Here is a 17365-nt window from a genome sequence, read left to right on the forward strand (position 1 = left end):
TCACAGCTGGCTCAGGCGCTGCAGCATCTGGTCGGACGTCTGGATCGCCTTGGAGTTCATCTCGTAGGCGCGCTGGGTCTGGATCATGGTGACCAGCTCCTGCACCACGTTGACGTTGGAGGTTTCCACGAAGCCCTGCATCACGGTGCCGGTGCCGGCGGTGCCGGGCGCGGCGTTGATCGGGGCGCCCGAGGCCAGGCTCTCGGTGTAGAGGTTCTGACCCATGGGCTCCAGGCCGGCCGGGTTGATGAAGGTGGCCAGTTCGATGTTGCCCACCTGCTGCGGCGCGGGGTTGCCCGGCAGCTTCACGGTAACCACGCCATCGGCGGACACGGTGATGCTCTGCGCCTCGGCCGGCACGGTGATGCCGGCGGTGAGCGGGTAACCGCTGGAGGTGACGATGCGGCCCTGCGCGTCGGGCTTGAAGCTGCCGTCGCGCGTGTAGCCGGTGGTGCCGTCGGGCAGTTCCACCTGGAAGAAGCCGTTGCCGTTGACCGCCAGGTCCAGCGGGTTGTCCGACTGCTGCATGCTGCCCTGCGAGAAGTTGCGCGAGGTGGCGACGGTGCGCACACCCAGGCCGACCTGCAGGCCGGTGGGCAGTTCGGCCTGCTCGGCCGTGTTGGCGCCGACCTGGCGCAGGTTCTGGTACATCAGGTCTTCGAACACCGCGTTGGCGCGCTTGAAGCCGTTGGTGGACACGTTGGCCAGGTTGTTCGAAATCACGTCCAGCTGCATCTGCTGTGCCTGCATGCCGGTCTTGGAAATCATCAGCGAATTGATCATGGTGTTTCTTCCTGGGTTTAGCCATTCATGCTCAGCAACTGGCTGGCGGTCTTGTCGTTGGTTTCGCCGTTCTGCAGCATGCGCATCTGCACCTCGAACTGGCGGGCCACGGCGATCATTCCGACCATGGCTTCCATCGGGTTCACGTTGGAGCCTTCGAGCGCGCCGTCCTGCAGGCGGGCCACGTCACTGGCGGGTAGCGGGTCGCCCTGCACGCCACGAAACAGGCCGTCTTCGCCGCGCTTCAAGCGGTTGTCCTCGTCGGGCACGACCATCTTGAGCTTGCCGACCTGCTGTGAAGGCTGGTTGCCCACGCGCGTGCTGACGGTGCCGTCGGAGGCGATGTCCACACGGGCGCCTTCGGGGATCACGATCGGGCCGCCATCACCCAGCATGGGCAGGCCCTGCGCGTTGACGAGCGAGCCGTCCTGGTTGACCTCGAGCGCGCCGGCACGGGTGTAGGCCTCGGTGCCGTCCAGCCCCTGCACCGCGAAATAGGCGTTGTCGCGCGCGGCCACGTCCAGGTTGCGCCCGGTGGACGTGATCGCACCCGGCGTGTTGGAGTGGCCGGCGGTGGCCTCGAGTGCGAACACGCGCGTGCTCGCACCGTCGCCGCGCACGGGCACGGCGCGAAAGGTGGAGAGCTCGGCGCGAAAGCCCGGCGTGGACACGTTGGCCAGGTTGTTGGCCAGCACCTGCTGACGATGCTGCGCGGCGTTGGCGCCGGTCATCGCGGTGTAGATCATGCGGTCCATGGGCGGGCTCCTTGGTTCGGTTCAGCGCTTGATCAGCGCATGTTCAGCAAGGTGCTGAGGACCTGGTCTTGCGTCTTGATGGTCTGGGCGTTGGCCTGGTAGGCGCGCTGCGCGGTCATCATGTTGACCAGCTCGGCGGTGAGGTCGACGTTGGAGTCTTCCAGCGCACCTGAGCGAATGCCGCCGAAGTTGCCCGAGCCGGGCTCGCCGCGCACCGGCTCGCCCGAAGCGAAGGTGGCGCCCCAGTTGCCGCCGCTCGACGGCGACAGACCTTGCGAGTTGCGGAAGTTCACCAGCGCTACCTGGCCGGCGGCGCGCGTCTCGCCGTTGGAGTAGCGGCCGGTGACCACACCGGCTTCGTCGATGCTCAGGCCCACGAATTCGCCCGGGAAGTAACCGTCCTGGTCGAGGTCGAACACCGCGAAGTCGGTGCCGAACTGGCTGGCTGCGGTCATGTCCAGCGTGACCGGGAAGGTGACGGTGGGGTCGTTGGGCGAGGCCAGCGTGAGCGTGGGTGCGGGCGTGATCGAGGCCGGATCGAGCGAGCCGTCGGCGTTGAAGTTGAGCAACAGCGGCGGCGCGAACGCGGCGGGTGCACTGCCGTTGACGCTGCTGTACACCTCCCAGGTGTTGTTGCCGGTCTTGGTGAAGGCCAGGGCCACCGGCACTTCCATGCCTTGCGGGTCGTAGGCCACCACCGAGGTGCCGTAGGTCGTCAGCGGCGTGGGCGGCGTGACGCTGGCGGCCACGGGCGCGCGGGCATCCAGGTTGAACTGGGCCACGATGCCGCTGGTCTGGCGCGCGGGGATCGGGGCGCTGGTGGGCAACGACAAGGGCTGGCTGTCGAAGCTCAGGCGGTTGCCCTCGGTGTCGGTGGGGTAGCCCATGAGCTGGCCGCCCTGCTGGTTGACGATGTTGCCTTCGCGGTCGAGCTTGAACATGCCGGCGCGGGTGTAGGCCATGGTGCCGTTGGGCTGGCTGACTTCAAAGAAGCCGTTGCCGTTGATGGCCAGGTCCAGATCATTGCCGGTCACCGTGATGTTGCCCTGCGTGAAGAGCTGCGACACCGTGGCCACGGTCACGCCGATGCCCTTGTTGGCGCCACCCGCCGCGTTGACCGAGCTCGCGTACAACTCGGCGAATTCGGCGCGCGAGCTCTTCATGCCCACCGTGTTGGCGTTGGCGATGTTGTGGCCGATCACGTCGAGGTTGCGGCTGGCGCTGTTCAGGCCGGAGAGTCCTTGCTGGAATGCCATGGTGATGTCCTTGGGGTGGGGGAAGTGGTGTGAAAAGTGAGTGGCGCGTCAGCGGTTCACATGAACGCGAGCACGTCGTTGTAGGCGCGGGTGCTGCCGTCCTGCAGCAGCATGTAGATGGAGCCGCCGGAGAAGCTCACCGAATCGACCGAGAGGCGCTGCAGCGACACGGAGTCGACGCGTTCGTTGCCGCTCATCGCGCGCACCTTGAAGCCCTTGACCGTGGCGGGATCAACGCCCTCGGCGTCCCAGTTGAAACCGTGCAGGCCGCCGTTGAGCGCGCCCATCTCGATCGTCTTGATGACCTCGCCGTTGGTGCCCATGATGTCGACCTTGACGTCGGTGGCCGCGCCTTCGAGCGAGAACGCCGCCTTGCCCTGGCCGTTCTTGAACGCCAGCGTTTCGCCAGGCAACAAGGCCTCGCGACCGATCAGCGAAGTGGCTTGCAGCGCGGAGGTGGACGAGAACTGCGCCGCCATGCCCTTGAGCGTGGCGTTGAGTTCCTGGATGCCGCTGACCGTGTTGATCTGCGCCATCTGGGTCGTCATCTGCGCGTTGTCCATCGGATTCAGCGGATCCTGGTTGTTGAGCTGCGCGACCAGGAGCTTGAGGAACCGGTCCTGCGAGGCCGCCGGGTCCATGTTGTTCTTGGCCGCGGTGCCGGTGGTGCTGCCCACGGTGTTGCCGAGGCTCGTGGTGTCGATGGGCTGGATGAACATGGGTCAGTTCCTGTGAATCAAGGGGCTCACTGGCCCATCTGGAGGGTCTTGAGCAACAGCGACTTCGCCGTGTTCATGACCTCGACGTTGTTCTGGTACGAACGCGAGGCCGAAATCATGTTGACCATCTCTTCCACCGGGTTCACGTTGGAGTGGTTCACATAGCCTTCGGCGTCGGCGCTGGGATGCGTGGGGTTGTGCACGCGACGGCCCGGCTCCTGGCTCTCGGTGATGTCTTTCACCTTCACGCCGGCGTTGCCCGCACCGCCCATGGGCATGGTCTGGAACTGGATGTGCCGTGCCTTGTAGGCCTTGCCATCGGGCCCGGCCACGGCATCGGCATTGGCCAGGTTGCTGGCCACCACGTTGAGGCGCTGGGACTGCGCGCTGACCGCACTGCCCGAAACACCGAAGATGGAAAACATCGACATGATCGATTCCTTTCAGCTCATTGGCCCTGGATGGCGCTGAGCATGGTCTTGACGTGGGAGTTGATGAAACGCAGCGTCGATTCGTAGCGCACGCTGTTGTCCACGAAGCTGGCGCGCTCGCGGTCCAGGTCGACCGAGTTGCCGTCCTGGCTGGCCTGGGTCTGCACGGTGTAGGCCAGCCTGGGGTCTTGAGCGCTGCTGGTGCCCAGCTGCATGTGGCCCGCGCTGGTGAGGCTCACGCCAGCGCCACCCTGCATGCCCGAGACGTTCTTGAGCGCGGCGGCAAAGTCGAAGTCGCGCGCCACGTAGCCGGGGGTGTCGGCGTTGGCGATGTTGCTCGCTATGACCTGCTGGCGCTGTGAGCGCAGCAGCAGGGCGTTGGCATGGAAGTCCAGCCGGGCGGTCATCTGTTCAAGCATGTTCACCTCATGGCACGGGTTGCGGGGCGGGCGACTGGCCTTCCTCAGAGGGCACGGACACCGGGGCGTTGGACGAATTATGGAAATCTTGAGGGTCTTCAATGGCCGGAACAAAGACACCTAAGACGGCCTTTTCCCGGCTTTCCCACAACCAGCGGCGGCCTACAGTGCAGGCCATGCCCAAGCCGTTGCCCGCCCTCTTCTCGTCCCTGACAGCCCGTCTCATGGCGTTGGCCGCACTGACGCTGAGCGGCGGGAACGCCCTGGCGAACGAGCCGGCCGTGCTGGAGAAAATGGCCCACGACTTCCTCACACCCGCCCTGGCCACCGCCTTGCCCAAGGACGCCGCCATGCCGCTGCGCGCCGAGGTGGTGATGGGCTCGCTCGACGCGCGCCTGAAGCTGGCGCCCTGCAACCGGGTCGAGCCCCACCTGCCCAAGGGCTCCCGGCTGTGGGGCCGCAGCCGTATCGGCCTGCGCTGCGTGGACGGTCCCACGCGCTGGAACGTGTTTGTACCGGTCACCGTGAAAGCCTGGGGACCGGCCTGGGTGCTCAAGCGCCCGGTGGCCGCGGGCGACACCCTCACTCAAGAAGACGCTGAAATCGCCGAAATCGATTGGGCGGAGCAGCGTTCCGGCGTGCTGGCCGTGCCCGAGCGCTGGGTGGGTCAGCTGGCGGCCTTTCCATTGACCGCCGGCCTGGCGCTGCGCGAGAACATGGTGCGCGCCCCCCAGGCCTTTGCCCCGGGCGCTCAGGTGCGCGTGAGCGGTGAAGGCGGCGGTTTCAGCGTTTCAGCCACCGGGCGGGCACTCACGGCGGGCATGGTGGGCGAATCCGCCCGCGTCAAACTGCCGGGCGGACGGGTGGTGACCGGGGTGGTGCGTGACGCCCAGACGGTCGAACTGGCCCTGTGATTGAGGTCATTTTTGTTCAGACCCGTTCGGATGGCCAAAAAATCGTGACGAACAGCACGAGCGTTTGATTAAAGTTCTGGAAATCAGGGTCGATACAGTCAGGACAAGGCCCTGACTTCGGGGTTTGGAGCGTGACATGAAAGTCGATTCATCACCGGATTCGTACATTGGTTCTGTGGCCGGCGGTCCCCAGAAGGCCACCGCGCCCGCGGCGGCCGAAGCCAGCGCCGCGGCATCGACCGCCAGCGCGGCCAAGTCCCAGACCGGCGTGACCGTGACCCTCTCGTCGTCCACCACCGAGGCCCGTTCGGTCTCGGGTGGCGACGTGTTCAACGCCGACAAGGTGGCCTCCATGAAGGCGGCCATCGCCAACGGCAGCTTCCAGGTCAACGCCGAAGCCATTGCCGACAAGATGCTGGCCAATGCAGCCGAAATGCTCGGCCCGCGCACCTGATTTCTCCCCAACCACCATCCGGGCCAGTCATGAGCACCTCCTCGACCAACTACCACCCCTGGATCGGCGCGTTGCAGGTGGAACTCGATGCCCTGGAAGCCGCTTTGCTGCGTGGCGATGCGCCTGCGGTGGCGCTGGCCAGTGCGGCCATGCAGAAGGTGCTGCAACAGGCGCCGCCCACCATCGCCCTGGGTGAGCCGGGCAGCGAACAGCAACAAGCCCTGCTGACGGCAGCCGAACGTTTTGCCCGCCTGCGCCAGGCCGTGCTGCGCGCCAACGCCCAGAGCCAGCGCGCCGTGACCAGCTTGCTGCCCCAGCACGCCCAGCAACCCACCTATGGCCGCCAGGTCGGCGCAGCCTCCGTGGGCGGCGCCGGACGGGGCTTCCTCTCGGCCTGAAGCCGACCGCCCGGACATGGGAAAAACCGGCTTCGGCCGGTTTTTTTGTGCCTGAAACTCCTGCCATCCCTGGATGGCCTGCGCAGTGCCCGGGCCGCACTTCCCGCATCGCACCACGCGGGTGACAATCAACGCCTTCGACGACACCAAGCACAAGGAGTATTCCCATGAAAGGCGATCCCCAGGCCATCGCGCATCTGCAGGCGCAGCTCAAGAACGAGCTGACCGCGATCAACCAGTATTTCGTCCACTACCGCATGCTCAAGCACTGGGGCCTGGACAAGCTGGCGGCCAAGGAATACGAAGAGTCCATTGGTGAAATGAAGCATGCCGACAAGCTCATGGACCGCATCTTCACCCTCGACGGCCTGCCCAACCTGCAGGACCTGGGCAAACTGGGCATTGGCGAGGACGTGCCCGAGATCCTCAAGAGCGATCTGGCGCTGGAAACCGGCGCACAGCACACCATCAAGGCTGGCATCGCTCACTGCGAAACGGTGCGCGACTACGTCTCGCGCGATCTGCTGCAGGGCATCCTGGACGACACCGAAGAGCACATCGACTTCCTGGAAACCCAGATCGAACTGATTGACAAGGTGGGTCTGCAGAACTACCTGCAAAGCCAGATGGGCTCCGTCAGCTGACCTTTTTGCCGGCCGGGTTTGTCCGCTGAGCGGTCTTGCGGATCTGAATGCGATTCATTATCATTCGCTCAGATTCACGAGACCCATCCAGCACCATGATTGTCTGCATCTGCCGCCGCATCAGCGACAAGACCATTGCCCACTGCGCCCGCTCGGGCATGGGGTTTGACGACATCCAGCTCGAGCTGGGCGTGGCCACGCAGTGCGGCCAGTGTGAAGGTTGCGCCCGCGCGCTGTGGACGGAATGTTCACCCCAACAGACCGTGGCGCACATTTCACGCGAAGCTGCATCGCTCCAGACAGCGACCGCCTGAGACAGACGGCGCCAGACAACAAAAAACCGGCCGAGGCCGGTTTTTTGTTGTCCGGGCGCAGGCTCCGGGGCGAGGCGTCAGCCCTTTTTTGCCCCAAAGCGGTGCTCGATCTCACCCACGATGCCGCGGCGGAACATGAGCACGCAGACCACGAAGGTCGCTCCCATGATGATCGAGACCATGGAGCCCAGGCCCGAGAGGTAGTTCTGCATGGTGACGATCACGGCCGCGCCCACGGTGGGGCCGAGGATGGTGCCCATGCCGCCGAGCAGCGTCATCAGCACCACTTCACCCGACATCTGCCAGCCCACGTCGGTGAGGGTGGCGATACCGAAGGCGATCGACTTGGTCGCGCCGGCCAGGCCCGCGATGGTGCCCGAGAGCACGAACGCCACCAGCTTGTAGCGGTCGACGTTGTAGCCCAGCGAGAGCGCGCGGGGTTCGTTCTCGCGCACCGACTTGAGCACCTGCCCGAACGGCGAATGGATGATGCGGTAGATGAGCGCGAAGGCCGCCGCGAAGATGGCCGCCACCACGTAGTACATCACCGTGTCGTTGGTCAGGTCGATCAGGCCGAACAGCTGGCCGCGCGGGATGCTCTGGATGCCGTCTTCGGCGTAGGTGAAGGGCGCCTGCACGCAGATGAAGTAGATCATCTGCGCCAGTGCCAGCGTCACCATGGCGAAGTAAATGCCCTGGCGGCGCACCGCCAGCCAGCCGGTGACCAGCCCGATGAAGGTCGCGCTCAGCGTGCCAGCCAGGATGGCCAGCTCGGGCGTGAGGCCCCACACCTTGGCGGCGTGGCCGGCCACGTAGGCCGAGAAGCCGAAGAACATGGCGTGGCCGAACGAGAGCAGGCCGGTGAAGCCGATCAGCAGGTTGAAGGCGGAGGCGAACAGCGCGAAACACAGCACCTTCATGAGAAAAATGGGGTAGCCCACGAAGGGGGCCGCCAGCAGTGCCAGGAACAGCACCACGAATACGTTGCGGGTGGCTTTGGACATTATTTCTCCCGGCCGAACAGACCTGCCGGACGGATCATCAGGACGATGACCATGATGATGAAGACCACGGTGGACGAGAGTTCCGCATAGAACACCTTGGTCAGGCCTTCGATGAGACCGAGCGCCAGGCCGGTGAGGATGGAGCCCAGAATGGAGCCCATGCCACCGATGACGACCACGGCGAACACCACGATGATGATGTTGGAGCCCATGAGCGGGCTCACCTGGTAGATGGGCGCGGCCATCACCCCGGCCAGACCGGCCAGTCCCACGCCAAAGGCGTAGGTGAGCGTCACCATCAGCGGCACGTTGATGCCGAAGGCGCGGACCATGCTGGGATTTTCGGTGCCGGCGCGCAGGTAGGCGCCCAGCTTGGTCTTCTCGATCACGTACCAGGTGAACAGGCACAGGAAGATGGAGACGAACACCACCCAGGCGCGGTACTTGGGCAGCATCATGAAGCCCAGGTCGAAGACGCCGCGGAAGATGTCGGGCAACTCGTAGGGCTGGCCCGATGAGCCGTAGAACTCGCGGAACGCGCCCTCGAAGATCAGCGCCAGGCCGAAGGTGAGCAGCAGCCCGTAGAGGTGGTCGAGCTGCTGCAGGCGGCGCAGCATGGTCATTTCGATCAGGGCACCAATGGCGCCCACGCCAATGGGCGCGAGCAGCAGCGCGAACCAATAGTTCACGCCCGCGTAATTGAGCAACATCCACGCAAAAAAGGCGCCCACCATGTACAGGGCACCGTGCGCGAAGTTGACGATGTTGAGCATGCCGAAGATCACGGCCAGGCCCAGCGACAGGATCGCGTAGAAAGAGCCGTTGACCAGCCCCAGCATGAGTTGCCCCATGAAGGCCGCGATCGGCACACCAAATAGTTCAGTCATTGCAGTCCGGTGAAAGGGGACGGGCCGTGAATCACGGCCCGCCCGGTCGGCTCAGTTCAATTCAGCCCGGGATCACTTCTTGATGCCAGGGCACTGGCTCAGTGCCAGCGATTGGAATGCGTCATCGCCCTTGATGGTGCCCTTGAGGTTGTAGTAGTCCCACGCGCCCTTGGACTCCGAAGGCTTCTTGACCTGGAACAGGTACATGTCGTGCACCATGCGGCCGTCTTCGCGGATCTTGCCGCCCTTGGCGAACATGTCGTTGATCGGCGTGGCCTTCATCTTCGCCATCACAGCCGCGGTGTCGTCGGTGCCGGCGGCCTTCACGGCGTTGAGGTAATGCATGGTCGACGAGTAGACCGAAGCGTGATTGGAGTTGGGCTTGCGGCCGTTCATGACCTTGCTGTACTTGTCGGCCCAGGCGCGCGACTCGGGATTCAAGTCCCAGTACCAGGCTTCGGTGAGGTACAGGCCTTGTGCCGTGGGCAGGCCGATGGCGTGCACGTCGGTCAGCAGCATCAGCAGCGCGGCCAGGTTCTGTTTTTTGGTCAAACCGAACTCGGCCGCGGCCTTCACGCTGCTCACCGTGTCGCCACCGGCGTTGGCCAGACCGACCACCTTGGCGCCGGAGGTTTGTGCCTGCAGCAGGAAGGACGAGAAGTCACCGGTGGACAGCGGGTGGCGCACAGCGCCCAGCACCTTGCCGCCGGCGGCCTTCACCACGTCGCCGGTGTCTTTCTCCAGCGAGTGACCGAAGGCGTAGTCGGCCGTCAGGAAGTACCAGCTGTCGCCGCCGTCTTTCACGATGGCCTTGCCCACCACATTGGACAGGGCAATGGTGTCCATCAGGTAGTGGATGCCGGTGGTGGGTGCGCAATCGGCGTTGGTCAGGCGGGCCGAGGCGGCACCGGTGGTGATGGTGATCTTGTTCTTTTCCTTGCCCAGGGCCTGCACGGCCAGGGCCACGGCGGAGTTCAGGTTTTCCACCGAAATGTCCACGCCGTCGCGGTCGAACCAGCCCTGGGCCACGTTCTTGGCGATGTCGGGCTTGTTCTGGTGGTCGGCGCTGATCACCTCGATCGGCTTGCCGAACATGGTGCCGCCGAAGTCGGCCACGGCCATGCGGGCCGCTGCCACGGCACCGGGGCCGCCGTAGTCGGCGTACACGCCCGACATGTCGGTGAGCACGCCGATCTTCACGGCGTCACCGGTCAGCTTGCCTTGCTGGGCCACGGCAAAGGAAGCGCCACCCGCCAGCACGGTTGCGATGGCGGTGGTCACTGCGGTCGAAATCAGTTTGCGTTTCATCGGTAAGTCTCCTCTTGGTGGAAGGGCGTCAGACGCCCAGATACTCATTGAGCATGTCGGATTTGCTCTCGAGTTCGTTCTTGTTGACCGTGGCCACGATCTGGCCGTGTTCGATCACGTAGTGGCGGTCGGCCAGCGGCGCGGCAAACCGGAAGTTCTGTTCGACCATCACGATGGTCAGGCCCTTGGCCTTGAGCGCGCGGATCACACGACCCAGCGTCTGCACGATCACGGGTGCGAGGCCTTCGGTGATCTCGTCGAGCAACAAAATGCGCGCGCCTGAGCGCAGGATGCGCGCCATCGCCAGCATCTGCTGTTCGCCGCCGGAGAGGCGCGTGCCCTGGCTGTTGCGGCGTTCCTTGAGGTTGGGGAACATGGCGTAGATGTCTTCCACGCTCATGCCGCCCTCACCCACCTTGGGCGGCAGCATGAGGTTTTCCTCGCAGCTCAGCGACGAGAAGATGCCGCGCTCTTCGGGGCAATAGCCCAGGCCCAACCTGGCAATCTTGTTGGTCGGCATGTGGATGGTTTCCACCCCGTCGATCTGGATCGAGCCGGTGCGCTTGCCCACCAGGCCGAGGATGGACTTGACGGTGGTGGTGCGCCCGGCGCCGTTGCGCCCCAGCAGCGTGACCAGTTCACCTTCGCGGATCTCGAAGTTGATGCCGTGCAGCACATGCGATTCGCCGTACCAGGTGTTGAGGTCCGATACCTTGAGAAGTACCTTGCTCATTCGACTTCCTCGACGGTGCCGACATAGGCTTCGAGCACGCGCGGGTCTTTGGACACCGTCTCGTACGGGCCTTCGGCCAGCACCGAGCCGCGCGCGAGCACCGTGATGGTGTCGGAGAGGTTGGCAATCACGTTCATGTTGTGCTCCACCATGAGCACAGTGCGGTTGGCCGCCACCTTGCGGATGAGCTCCACCACACGGCCCACGTCTTCATGGCCCATGCCCTGCGTGGGCTCGTCCAGCAGCATCAGCTCGGGGTCGAGCGCCAGCGTGGTGGCGATTTCAAGCGCCCGCTTGCGCCCATAGGGCAGCTCCGCCGTCTGGGTCTGCGCGAAGCTGCCCAGATCGACCTGCTCCAGCAGCGCCATGGCTTCGTCGTTGAGTGCGTACAGGCTGGACTCGGGTTTCCAGAAATGAAAGCTGGTGCCCAGCTTGCGCTGCAGACCGATGCGCACGTTCTCCAGCACGGTGAGGTGGGGGAACACGGCCGAGATCTGGAACGATCGCACCATGCCGGTGCGCGCCACCTCGGCCGCCTTGTGGCTGGTGATGTCCTCACCCTTGTAGAAGATCTTGCCCGAGGTCACGGGCAGGAACTTGGTGAGCAGGTTGAACATGGTGGTCTTGCCGGCACCGTTGGGGCCGATCAGCGCGTGGATGGAGCCACGCCTGACCCTGAGGTTGACCTTGTCAACCGCGACAAATCCCTTGAAATCGCGGGTGAGGTCCTGCGTCTCGAGAATGTATTCGTTGCTCATGAATGTCGATTCCCATCAAGAAACCCGCAGGCCTTTCGGCCGGCGGGGCTGCTGGAAATCCGTGCTCCTGTGTCTTGTGTTGTCGGCCTGCCGCGCGCCGACAACCGGCCTTTTGCAATGGCACGATTGTTAGCGAACTTACGAACTTCTCAACCTAGGGAATTCACCCTGTTGCGCCGCCTTTACAAGCACGAACACAAGGCTTCAGTTGACGCGTCCGATCTGCTGAACGACCTTGAGCATGGTGTTGGCGTCTTCCTTGACGAAGCGATCGAACTCCGGTGCGTCCTGGTGCTGGAAGGACGTGCCGGCCGTGGTCATGATCTGGATGGTGCGCTCGTCCCTGGTGGCTGCGCGAGCGGCCTCGCGCAACTTGGCCACCACGTCGGGCGGCGTGCCGGCCGGCACGAAGATGCCCGACCACTGCGAATAGCTGATCGGAACGCCCAGCTCCTTGAAGCTCGGCACATCGGGCAGCAGGGCCAGGCGGCCCTCACCCCAGTGCGCCAGCGCGCGCAGCTTGCCCGCCTTGATCTGGCCCGCCACGCTGGCCGGGCCACTGGCCACGGCTTCGATCTGGCCGCTGAGCAAGCCCAGCAGCGCTGGACCGGCGCCGGTGTAGGGCACGTGCAGCATGAAACTGGACGTGGCCGCCTTGAGCTGCTCCATCGGCACGTGCATGGTGCCGTAGTTGCCCGATGAGCCGAACGTCACGCGACTCGGGTTGGCCTTGACGTAGGCGATGAACTCGGCATAGGTCTTCCACGGGCTGTCGGCGCGCACCACCAGCACGGTCGGGTCGGCCGTGATGCGGGCGATCGGCACCAGCTGGTCCAGCTCGTACATCGGCGCGCGCTTCAAGATCTTGTCGGCTTCGGGCAGCACCACCACCGACGACAGCGCCATCAACAGGGTGTAGCCGTCGGGCGCGGCCTTGGCCACCTGGGCCATGCCGATGCCGCCACCCGCGCCACCGCGGTTGACCACCACCACCGTCTGGTTGAGGTGCTTGCCCATGGCCTCGGCGACGGGGCGGCCCACGGTGTCGGCCACGCCACCGGGCGGGAACGGCACCACCATGGTGATCGGCTTGGTCGGGAAAGTGGTTTGCGCCACGGCCGCACAGGCGGCAGCGACCGTCACGGCGACCAGGCACAGGCTGCGAAGTTGTCGGTTCATCAAGAGGTCTCCTGTTGGTTTGAAAGGTGTCAGACGAAGGCGTTCTGCAGCGTGCCGATGCCGTCGATGTCGATGCGAACCACGTCGCCCGCGCGCAGGAACACGGGCGGCTTCAGGCCCATGCCCACACCAGCGGGCGTGCCGGTGGCGATCACGTCGCCGGGATGGAGCGTGATCCCGCGCGAGATGGTTTCGATCAGCGTCGGGATGTCGAAGATCAGGTCTTCGGTGCGGCCGTCCTGGCGCAGCGCGCCGTTGACCCAGCAGCGCACGCGGGTGTGCTGGCCGTCCAGTTCGTCGGCCGTGACGATCCAGGGACCCATGGGGCAGAAGGTGTCGAACGACTTGCCCATGTCCCACTGCTGGTGGCGCATCTGCACGTCGCGCGCGGTCACGTCGTTGACGATGGTGTAGCCGTACACATGGTTCATCGCGTCATCGCGCGTGATGTTCTTGCCACCCACGCCGATGATCACCGCCAGCTCGGCTTCGTAGTCGATCTGCTCCGACACGGCGGCACCCGGCATCCGCACCTCGTCGCCGGTGGCGATCACGCACTCGGGCACCTTGGTGAACACGATCGGCCAGGTGGCCGGGTTGGCGTTGTTGTCCTTGAACACGGAGGTCTGCAGCTCCTTGGCGTGCTCGTGGTAGTTGCGGCCCACGCACCAGAGGTTGCGCCGGGGCAGCGGCAAAGGCGCCTCCAGGCGCACCGAGGCCAGCGCGATGGCCGGGCCCGTCAGCGCCGGCAAAGCCGCACCCTGCGCCGAGGCTTCGATCAGGGGCAAGGCGCCCCGCGCTGCCTGGGCGGCACCCAGCGCAAAGGCCGTGACGCTCTGACCGTCGGCGGAAACCTGACCAACACGGCGTTGGCCTTCATGAACAAACGTGGCAATGCGCACAGACGCTCCTTGTGAATTAATACCAATAAGTACCAATAGATACCAGAAAGAACCGATGTTAGACCAGAAGCCACGATGACTTCATCGGGTTTTTACGTACGAGAAACGATCCAGTGAGAGACGCTGTTCATTGGTCTGCTTTGGTATATTTGCCGCACCATGACCATCTCGACCTCCCTGCGCGAAACCATCCTGACCCAGTTGCAGGCCGGGCACTGGAAGGCCGGCGACCGCCTGCCCACCGAGCGCGAACTCGCCGAGGGCTACAGCGTGAGCCGCACCACGGTGCGCAAGGCGTTGGCCGATCTCAAGCTGCTAGGCCTGATCGAGCAGACCGTGGGCAGCGGCACCTTCGTGGCGCAGCAGGCCTCCTCCGGCCTGGACCGCCTGATCCAGCAGGACTCCGCGCAACACACCAGCCCGGCCGAACTGATGGAGGCGCGCCTGGCGCTGGAGCCGGCCATCATCGACCTGGTGGTGCGCAACGCCACCGCAGCCGATTTCGCGCGCATGCTGTCGTGCTGCACCAGCGCTGAACGCGCGGCCAGCCTGGAAGAGTTCGAGCACTGGGACGGTGCATTGCACGAAGCCATTGCCGACGCGGCGCACAACACCTTCGTCTCCAGCGTGTTCAAGCTCATGAAACAGGTGCGCGCCCAGGGCGACTGGGGACAGTTGAAGAAGAAGAGCGTCACGCCCGAGCGCCGCCTGGCCTACCAGCAGGAGCACCGCCAGCTGGTGGACGCACTGCGCGACCGCGACGCCGCCCGGGCCAAGGCCGGCACACTCGACCACCTGCTGCACGTGCGACACAACCTGCTGGGGCACTGAGCGCCCGTCGCCAGCTGTGATGTAACGTGGCCCCACCATGCCCGCCAACTACGCCCGCTACCTGATCGGCACCCAGCGCACCGCCGAGTCCAACCGGGAACTCGGCTTCGTGCTGGCCTTCGTGGCCGGCGCCATCAACGCTGGCGGGTTCCTGGCGGTGAAGCAATACACCTCGCACGTCACGGGCTTGGTGTCCTCGCTGGCGGACAACCTGGCGCTGGGCCAGATGGGCCTGGTGGTGGACACCGCCGTGGGCGTGCTGTCCTTCCTGCTGGGCGCCATGTGCTGCGCCATCATGGTCAATTTCGCGCGGCGGCGGCAACTCTCCAGCGAATACGCCCTGCCCCTGCTGCTGGAGGCCGCGCTCATCCTGTGCTTCGGCCTGCTGGGCGCGCAGCTCTCCACCTTCGAAGGGCTGCTGATTCCATTCACTGTGGTGCTGCTGTGTTTCATCATGGGGTTGCAGAACGCCATTGCCACCAAACTCTCCAACGCGGTGATCCGCACCACCCACATGACCGGCATCGTGACCGACCTGGGCATCGAGCTGGGCAAACTCATTTACTGGAACCACAACCCCGACCACCCCCTGAAGGTGCGCGCCGACCGCAAACGCATGGCGGTGCTGGCCGGTCTGCTGCTGGCCTTCACCACCGGAGGCATCGCAGGCGCCTATGGATTCAAGCAGGCAGGCTATGGATTCACGGTGCCACTGGCGCTGATGCTGGCCGTGCTCGCGCTGGTGCCCACCGTGGACGACCTGCTGCGCTCCCGAAAAGCCGGCTCCTGAAAAGGTTTTTCAACTTCGGTCCAATCGACAACCCTCCCGACCCCGACGTCCTGAAAGCTCCCATGAAATACCTGCACACCATGGTCCGCGTGACCGACCTCGAAGCCTCGTTGAAGTTCTACCGGGATGCGCTCGGTCTGGAAGTGGTGCGCATCCGCGAAGTACCGCAAGGCCGCTTCACGCTGGCGTTCCTCGCCGCCCCCGGCGACCACAGCGCGCAGATCGAACTCACCCACAACTGGGACCCGGAAACCTACACCGGGGGTCGCAACTTCGGCCACCTGGCCTACCAGGTGGACGACATCTACGCCACCTGCGAGCGCCTGCAGGCACACGGCGTGGCCATCCTGCGCCCGCCCCGCGACGGCCACATGGCCTTCGTGCGCTCGCCCGACAACATCTCCATCGAGCTGCTGCAAAAAGGCGACGCCCTGCCACCCAGCCAGCCCTGGGCGGACATGGCCAACAGCGGCAGCTGGTGACGCGTCCGGGCAACCCTCGGGACAACCCCCATGACCTGCCCGCGCGGCGAATCCATACTGGCCCGGTTCGGTTGTCGCATCCAAGGAGTTCCCATGTCTTCACTGTTTCGCACCCAGACCCTGCTCGGCCTCGTGGCCGCCGCCGCGCTCACCACCCTGATGGGCTGCGCCACCGTTGACAAGATGACCGGCTCGGTGACCAGCGCCGTGCGCGGCGACGAAAAACTCACCGGCGCGCAAGAAGTGCCCCCCGTGACCACCACCGCCAGCGGCACCGCCAACATCAAGGTGACCGCCGACGGCTCGGTGAGCGGCAGCGTGACCACGGCTGGCGTGGTGAGCACCATGGCCCACATCCACATCGGCCCAGCCGGCCAGAACGGCCCGGTCATCGTGCCGCTGACCAAGACCGGCGACAACACCTACGTGGTGCCGGCCGGCGCCAGGCTCACGCCCGCGCAACTGGCGGCCTACAACATGGGTTCGCTGTACGTGAACGTGCACTCCAACACGCACAAGGGCGGCGAGATCCGCGCCCAGCTCAAGCCCTGAACCCGCGCTGATCGCTCAAACCAAAGGCCCGCCTGGCGTCACTTGACGCCAGGCCCGGCGTGCGCCGCTGCCAGCGCAGGCCCGGCAGCTCGATGCGGCGTTTGTGGGTCCCGTCCCACTTCACCTCCAGCCCTTCTTGCCGCAAGGCGTCGCAGATCATCTGCCCCACCGGCACGGCGTCCTTCGGGTTGTCGCTGTCCAGGTAGCCAAAGGCCAGCAACAGGCCGTCGCCCTGCAGGGCATGGTCCATGTCCTGGCGGTGATAGAAGCAATAGCCCATGTACCGGTCTTGCGGCACGCCGTCTGCATTGATCGTGTCGCTCACGGATCCATAGCCATCGTCCAGGGTGTCGCCGACGTACTGCAGGGCACAGATGCGTTGTTGATTGAGTTGGTCAAAGACGCGGTCGAGCTTGTCGCAATCGGTGGTCTGCGGCCATTGCGCTTCCGCGGCGCGTTTCTCCGCGAGCGTGTTGGCGGCAAATGCCTTGATCAGGTCGAGGTCGAACCCGCCGTCGGTGGCGGCCTCCTTGTCGATCAGGGCATGGATCTCGGCGACCGTGTGGAATCCGTACCAGAACAGGCCTCCGACATAGACCTCCATGTCTTCGTTGAGAACTTCCCGTGAAGGTGTGCGTTTGGATGAGGGCATGGTGCTGGGCGTGCGTGGTGGAAAGAAGCCCGACGCGTGTGCGCGATGGCAGCGGCTGTCAGGAACCGCAGCCAATGCTAGCCAGACCATGCCCTGGCACCAGTGGTCGTTGCCACGCGCCAACGGCTACTGCCCACGCGGTATTGCGCCGGGCGTGATCTTGTTTAAGGTCACCACACGATGCCCTTCGGCCGGCACAA

General features: G+C 64.9%; 23 protein-coding genes. 9 read left to right on the forward strand and 14 right to left on the reverse strand.

The window, feature by feature from the left end:
• Genes flgG through flgB form a run of 6 tightly spaced genes read right to left on the reverse strand, consistent with a single transcriptional unit; the run spans position 1 to position 4363 of the window.
• Positions 1-783 (reverse strand): flagellar basal-body rod protein FlgG, encoded by a 783-nt coding sequence (gene flgG / locus ASE11_RS06840; protein ID WP_056268461.1) that lies wholly within the window; start codon positions 781-783, stop codon positions 1-3.
• A gap of 17 nt (positions 784-800) precedes the next feature.
• The gene (gene flgF / locus ASE11_RS06845) at positions 801-1538 is read right to left on the reverse strand and encodes a flagellar basal-body rod protein FlgF (protein ID WP_056268465.1); all 738 of its coding nucleotides are present in this window, start codon (positions 1536-1538) and stop codon (positions 801-803) included.
• Positions 1539-1570: 32 nt separating this feature from the next.
• A complete protein-coding gene (gene flgE, locus ASE11_RS06850) occupies positions 1571-2794 on the reverse strand; it encodes a flagellar hook protein FlgE (RefSeq protein ID WP_056268468.1) in 1224 nt (407 codons plus the stop codon).
• A 56-nt stretch (positions 2795-2850) separates the two neighbouring features.
• On the reverse strand, positions 2851-3513 hold the full coding sequence (locus ASE11_RS06855) for a flagellar hook assembly protein FlgD (RefSeq protein ID WP_056268471.1): 663 nt from the start codon (positions 3511-3513) through the stop codon (positions 2851-2853).
• A 26-nt stretch (positions 3514-3539) separates the two neighbouring features.
• The gene (gene flgC / locus ASE11_RS06860; protein WP_056268474.1) at positions 3540-3944 is read right to left on the reverse strand and encodes a flagellar basal body rod protein FlgC; all 405 of its coding nucleotides are present in this window, start codon (positions 3942-3944) and stop codon (positions 3540-3542) included.
• A 17-nt stretch (positions 3945-3961) separates the two neighbouring features.
• Complete coding sequence (gene flgB / locus ASE11_RS06865) at positions 3962-4363, reverse strand: flagellar basal body rod protein FlgB (protein WP_056268479.1); 402 nt, start codon at positions 4361-4363, stop codon at positions 3962-3964.
• Between the two features lie 176 nt (positions 4364-4539).
• Between flgB and flgA the strand changes: the two genes are divergently transcribed.
• The 5 genes from flgA to ASE11_RS06890 all read left to right on the forward strand — a co-directional run bounded on the left by flgA (position 4540) and on the right by ASE11_RS06890 (position 7087).
• The gene (flgA, locus tag ASE11_RS06870; protein ID WP_056268482.1) at positions 4540-5277 is read left to right on the forward strand and encodes a flagellar basal body P-ring formation chaperone FlgA; all 738 of its coding nucleotides are present in this window, start codon (positions 4540-4542) and stop codon (positions 5275-5277) included.
• A gap of 136 nt (positions 5278-5413) precedes the next feature.
• Positions 5414-5731 carry a flagellar biosynthesis anti-sigma factor FlgM gene (gene flgM, locus ASE11_RS06875; RefSeq protein WP_056268485.1) on the forward strand — a complete coding sequence of 106 codons (318 nt, stop codon included), beginning with the start codon at positions 5414-5416 and terminating at the stop codon, positions 5729-5731.
• Positions 5732-5760: 29 nt separating this feature from the next.
• Complete coding sequence (locus tag ASE11_RS06880; protein WP_056268489.1) at positions 5761-6129, forward strand: hypothetical protein; 369 nt, start codon at positions 5761-5763, stop codon at positions 6127-6129.
• 167 nt (positions 6130-6296) lie between these two features.
• A complete protein-coding gene (gene bfr / locus ASE11_RS06885; protein ID WP_056268493.1) occupies positions 6297-6773 on the forward strand; it encodes a bacterioferritin in 477 nt (158 codons plus the stop codon).
• Between the two features lie 95 nt (positions 6774-6868).
• Positions 6869-7087, forward strand: a complete 219-nt coding sequence (locus ASE11_RS06890; RefSeq protein WP_056268497.1) for a bacterioferritin-associated ferredoxin — start codon at positions 6869-6871, stop codon at positions 7085-7087.
• A gap of 77 nt (positions 7088-7164) precedes the next feature.
• On the opposite strand, the gene ASE11_RS06895 is transcribed toward ASE11_RS06890, so the two are convergent.
• The 7 genes from ASE11_RS06895 to ASE11_RS06925 all read right to left on the reverse strand — a co-directional run bounded on the left by ASE11_RS06895 (position 7165) and on the right by ASE11_RS06925 (position 13858).
• A complete protein-coding gene (locus ASE11_RS06895) occupies positions 7165-8091 on the reverse strand; it encodes a branched-chain amino acid ABC transporter permease (RefSeq protein WP_056268502.1) in 927 nt (308 codons plus the stop codon).
• Positions 8091-8978 (reverse strand): branched-chain amino acid ABC transporter permease, encoded by an 888-nt coding sequence (locus ASE11_RS06900; RefSeq protein WP_056268506.1) that lies wholly within the window; start codon positions 8976-8978, stop codon positions 8091-8093. The genes ASE11_RS06895 and ASE11_RS06900 overlap by 1 nt, the downstream gene beginning before the upstream one ends.
• A 72-nt stretch (positions 8979-9050) precedes the next feature.
• On the reverse strand, positions 9051-10286 hold the full coding sequence (locus ASE11_RS06905) for an ABC transporter substrate-binding protein (RefSeq protein ID WP_056268511.1): 1236 nt from the start codon (positions 10284-10286) through the stop codon (positions 9051-9053).
• Positions 10287-10314: 28 nt separating this feature from the next.
• The gene (locus ASE11_RS06910) at positions 10315-11019 is read right to left on the reverse strand and encodes an ABC transporter ATP-binding protein (RefSeq protein WP_056268513.1); all 705 of its coding nucleotides are present in this window, start codon (positions 11017-11019) and stop codon (positions 10315-10317) included.
• Positions 11016-11777, reverse strand: coding sequence for an ABC transporter ATP-binding protein (locus ASE11_RS06915; RefSeq protein ID WP_056268518.1), 762 nt, complete (start codon positions 11775-11777; stop codon positions 11016-11018). Before ASE11_RS06915 ends, ASE11_RS06910 begins: the two co-directional genes overlap by 4 nt.
• Positions 11778-11981: 204 nt before the next feature.
• On the reverse strand, positions 11982-12956 hold the full coding sequence (locus tag ASE11_RS06920) for a tripartite tricarboxylate transporter substrate binding protein (protein ID WP_056268523.1): 975 nt from the start codon (positions 12954-12956) through the stop codon (positions 11982-11984).
• Between the two features lie 29 nt (positions 12957-12985).
• Positions 12986-13858: a fumarylacetoacetate hydrolase family protein gene (locus ASE11_RS06925; protein ID WP_056268527.1), complete on the reverse strand. Its 873-nt coding sequence runs from the start codon at positions 13856-13858 to the stop codon at positions 12986-12988.
• Between the two features lie 159 nt (positions 13859-14017).
• On the opposite strand from ASE11_RS06925, the gene ASE11_RS06930 reads away from it, so the two are divergent.
• The 4 genes from ASE11_RS06930 to ASE11_RS06945 all read left to right on the forward strand — a co-directional run bounded on the left by ASE11_RS06930 (position 14018) and on the right by ASE11_RS06945 (position 16513).
• Positions 14018-14689 carry a FadR/GntR family transcriptional regulator gene (locus ASE11_RS06930; RefSeq protein ID WP_056268532.1) on the forward strand — a complete coding sequence of 224 codons (672 nt, stop codon included), beginning with the start codon at positions 14018-14020 and terminating at the stop codon, positions 14687-14689.
• A 37-nt stretch (positions 14690-14726) separates the two neighbouring features.
• Entirely contained in the window at positions 14727-15479 is a 753-nt protein-coding gene (locus ASE11_RS06935; RefSeq protein WP_056268535.1) for a YoaK family protein, read from the forward strand.
• A gap of 62 nt (positions 15480-15541) precedes the next feature.
• A complete protein-coding gene (locus ASE11_RS06940; RefSeq protein ID WP_056268539.1) occupies positions 15542-15961 on the forward strand; it encodes a VOC family protein in 420 nt (139 codons plus the stop codon).
• A 93-nt stretch (positions 15962-16054) separates the two neighbouring features.
• On the forward strand, positions 16055-16513 hold the full coding sequence (locus ASE11_RS06945; protein WP_235501216.1) for a CHRD domain-containing protein: 459 nt from the start codon (positions 16055-16057) through the stop codon (positions 16511-16513).
• On the opposite strand, the gene ASE11_RS06950 is transcribed toward ASE11_RS06945, so the two are convergent.
• The gene (locus ASE11_RS06950; RefSeq protein WP_156406256.1) at positions 16503-17165 is read right to left on the reverse strand and encodes a DUF6891 domain-containing protein; all 663 of its coding nucleotides are present in this window, start codon (positions 17163-17165) and stop codon (positions 16503-16505) included. The genes ASE11_RS06945 and ASE11_RS06950 overlap by 11 nt on opposite strands.
• Between the last annotated feature and the right edge of the window lie 200 nt (positions 17166-17365).

The sequence above is a fragment of the Hydrogenophaga sp. Root209 genome (assembly GCF_001428625.1).
Taxonomy (GTDB): Bacteria; Pseudomonadota; Gammaproteobacteria; order Burkholderiales; family Burkholderiaceae_C; genus Hydrogenophaga.

Coding starts and splice junctions, on each gene's coding strand:
- ASE11_RS06900 (WP_056268506.1), bottom strand. CDS start 8,978: ATGACTGAACTATTTGGTGTGCCGATCGCGGCCTTCATGGGGCAACTC.
- flgM (WP_056268485.1), top strand. CDS start 5,414: ATGAAAGTCGATTCATCACCGGATTCGTACATTGGTTCTGTGGCCGGC.
- ASE11_RS06855 (WP_056268471.1), bottom strand. CDS start 3,513: ATGTTCATCCAGCCCATCGACACCACGAGCCTCGGCAACACCGTGGGC.
- ASE11_RS06945 (WP_235501216.1), top strand. CDS start 16,055: ATGTCTTCACTGTTTCGCACCCAGACCCTGCTCGGCCTCGTGGCCGCC.
- ASE11_RS06950 (WP_156406256.1), bottom strand. CDS start 17,165: ATGCCCTCATCCAAACGCACACCTTCACGGGAAGTTCTCAACGAAGAC.
- flgA (WP_056268482.1), top strand. CDS start 4,540: ATGCCCAAGCCGTTGCCCGCCCTCTTCTCGTCCCTGACAGCCCGTCTC.
- ASE11_RS06895 (WP_056268502.1), bottom strand. CDS start 8,091: ATGTCCAAAGCCACCCGCAACGTATTCGTGGTGCTGTTCCTGGCACTG.
- flgC (WP_056268474.1), bottom strand. CDS start 3,944: ATGTCGATGTTTTCCATCTTCGGTGTTTCGGGCAGTGCGGTCAGCGCG.
- flgG (WP_056268461.1), bottom strand. CDS start 783: ATGATCAATTCGCTGATGATTTCCAAGACCGGCATGCAGGCACAGCAG.
- ASE11_RS06915 (WP_056268518.1), bottom strand. CDS start 11,777: ATGAGCAACGAATACATTCTCGAGACGCAGGACCTCACCCGCGATTTC.
- ASE11_RS06890 (WP_056268497.1), top strand. CDS start 6,869: ATGATTGTCTGCATCTGCCGCCGCATCAGCGACAAGACCATTGCCCAC.
- ASE11_RS06940 (WP_056268539.1), top strand. CDS start 15,542: ATGAAATACCTGCACACCATGGTCCGCGTGACCGACCTCGAAGCCTCG.
- ASE11_RS06930 (WP_056268532.1), top strand. CDS start 14,018: ATGACCATCTCGACCTCCCTGCGCGAAACCATCCTGACCCAGTTGCAG.
- ASE11_RS06910 (WP_056268513.1), bottom strand. CDS start 11,019: ATGAGCAAGGTACTTCTCAAGGTATCGGACCTCAACACCTGGTACGGC.
- ASE11_RS06935 (WP_056268535.1), top strand. CDS start 14,727: ATGCCCGCCAACTACGCCCGCTACCTGATCGGCACCCAGCGCACCGCC.
- flgE (WP_056268468.1), bottom strand. CDS start 2,794: ATGGCATTCCAGCAAGGACTCTCCGGCCTGAACAGCGCCAGCCGCAAC.
- ASE11_RS06905 (WP_056268511.1), bottom strand. CDS start 10,286: ATGAAACGCAAACTGATTTCGACCGCAGTGACCACCGCCATCGCAACC.
- flgF (WP_056268465.1), bottom strand. CDS start 1,538: ATGGACCGCATGATCTACACCGCGATGACCGGCGCCAACGCCGCGCAG.
- flgB (WP_056268479.1), bottom strand. CDS start 4,363: ATGCTTGAACAGATGACCGCCCGGCTGGACTTCCATGCCAACGCCCTG.
- ASE11_RS06880 (WP_056268489.1), top strand. CDS start 5,761: ATGAGCACCTCCTCGACCAACTACCACCCCTGGATCGGCGCGTTGCAG.
- bfr (WP_056268493.1), top strand. CDS start 6,297: ATGAAAGGCGATCCCCAGGCCATCGCGCATCTGCAGGCGCAGCTCAAG.
- ASE11_RS06920 (WP_056268523.1), bottom strand. CDS start 12,956: ATGAACCGACAACTTCGCAGCCTGTGCCTGGTCGCCGTGACGGTCGCT.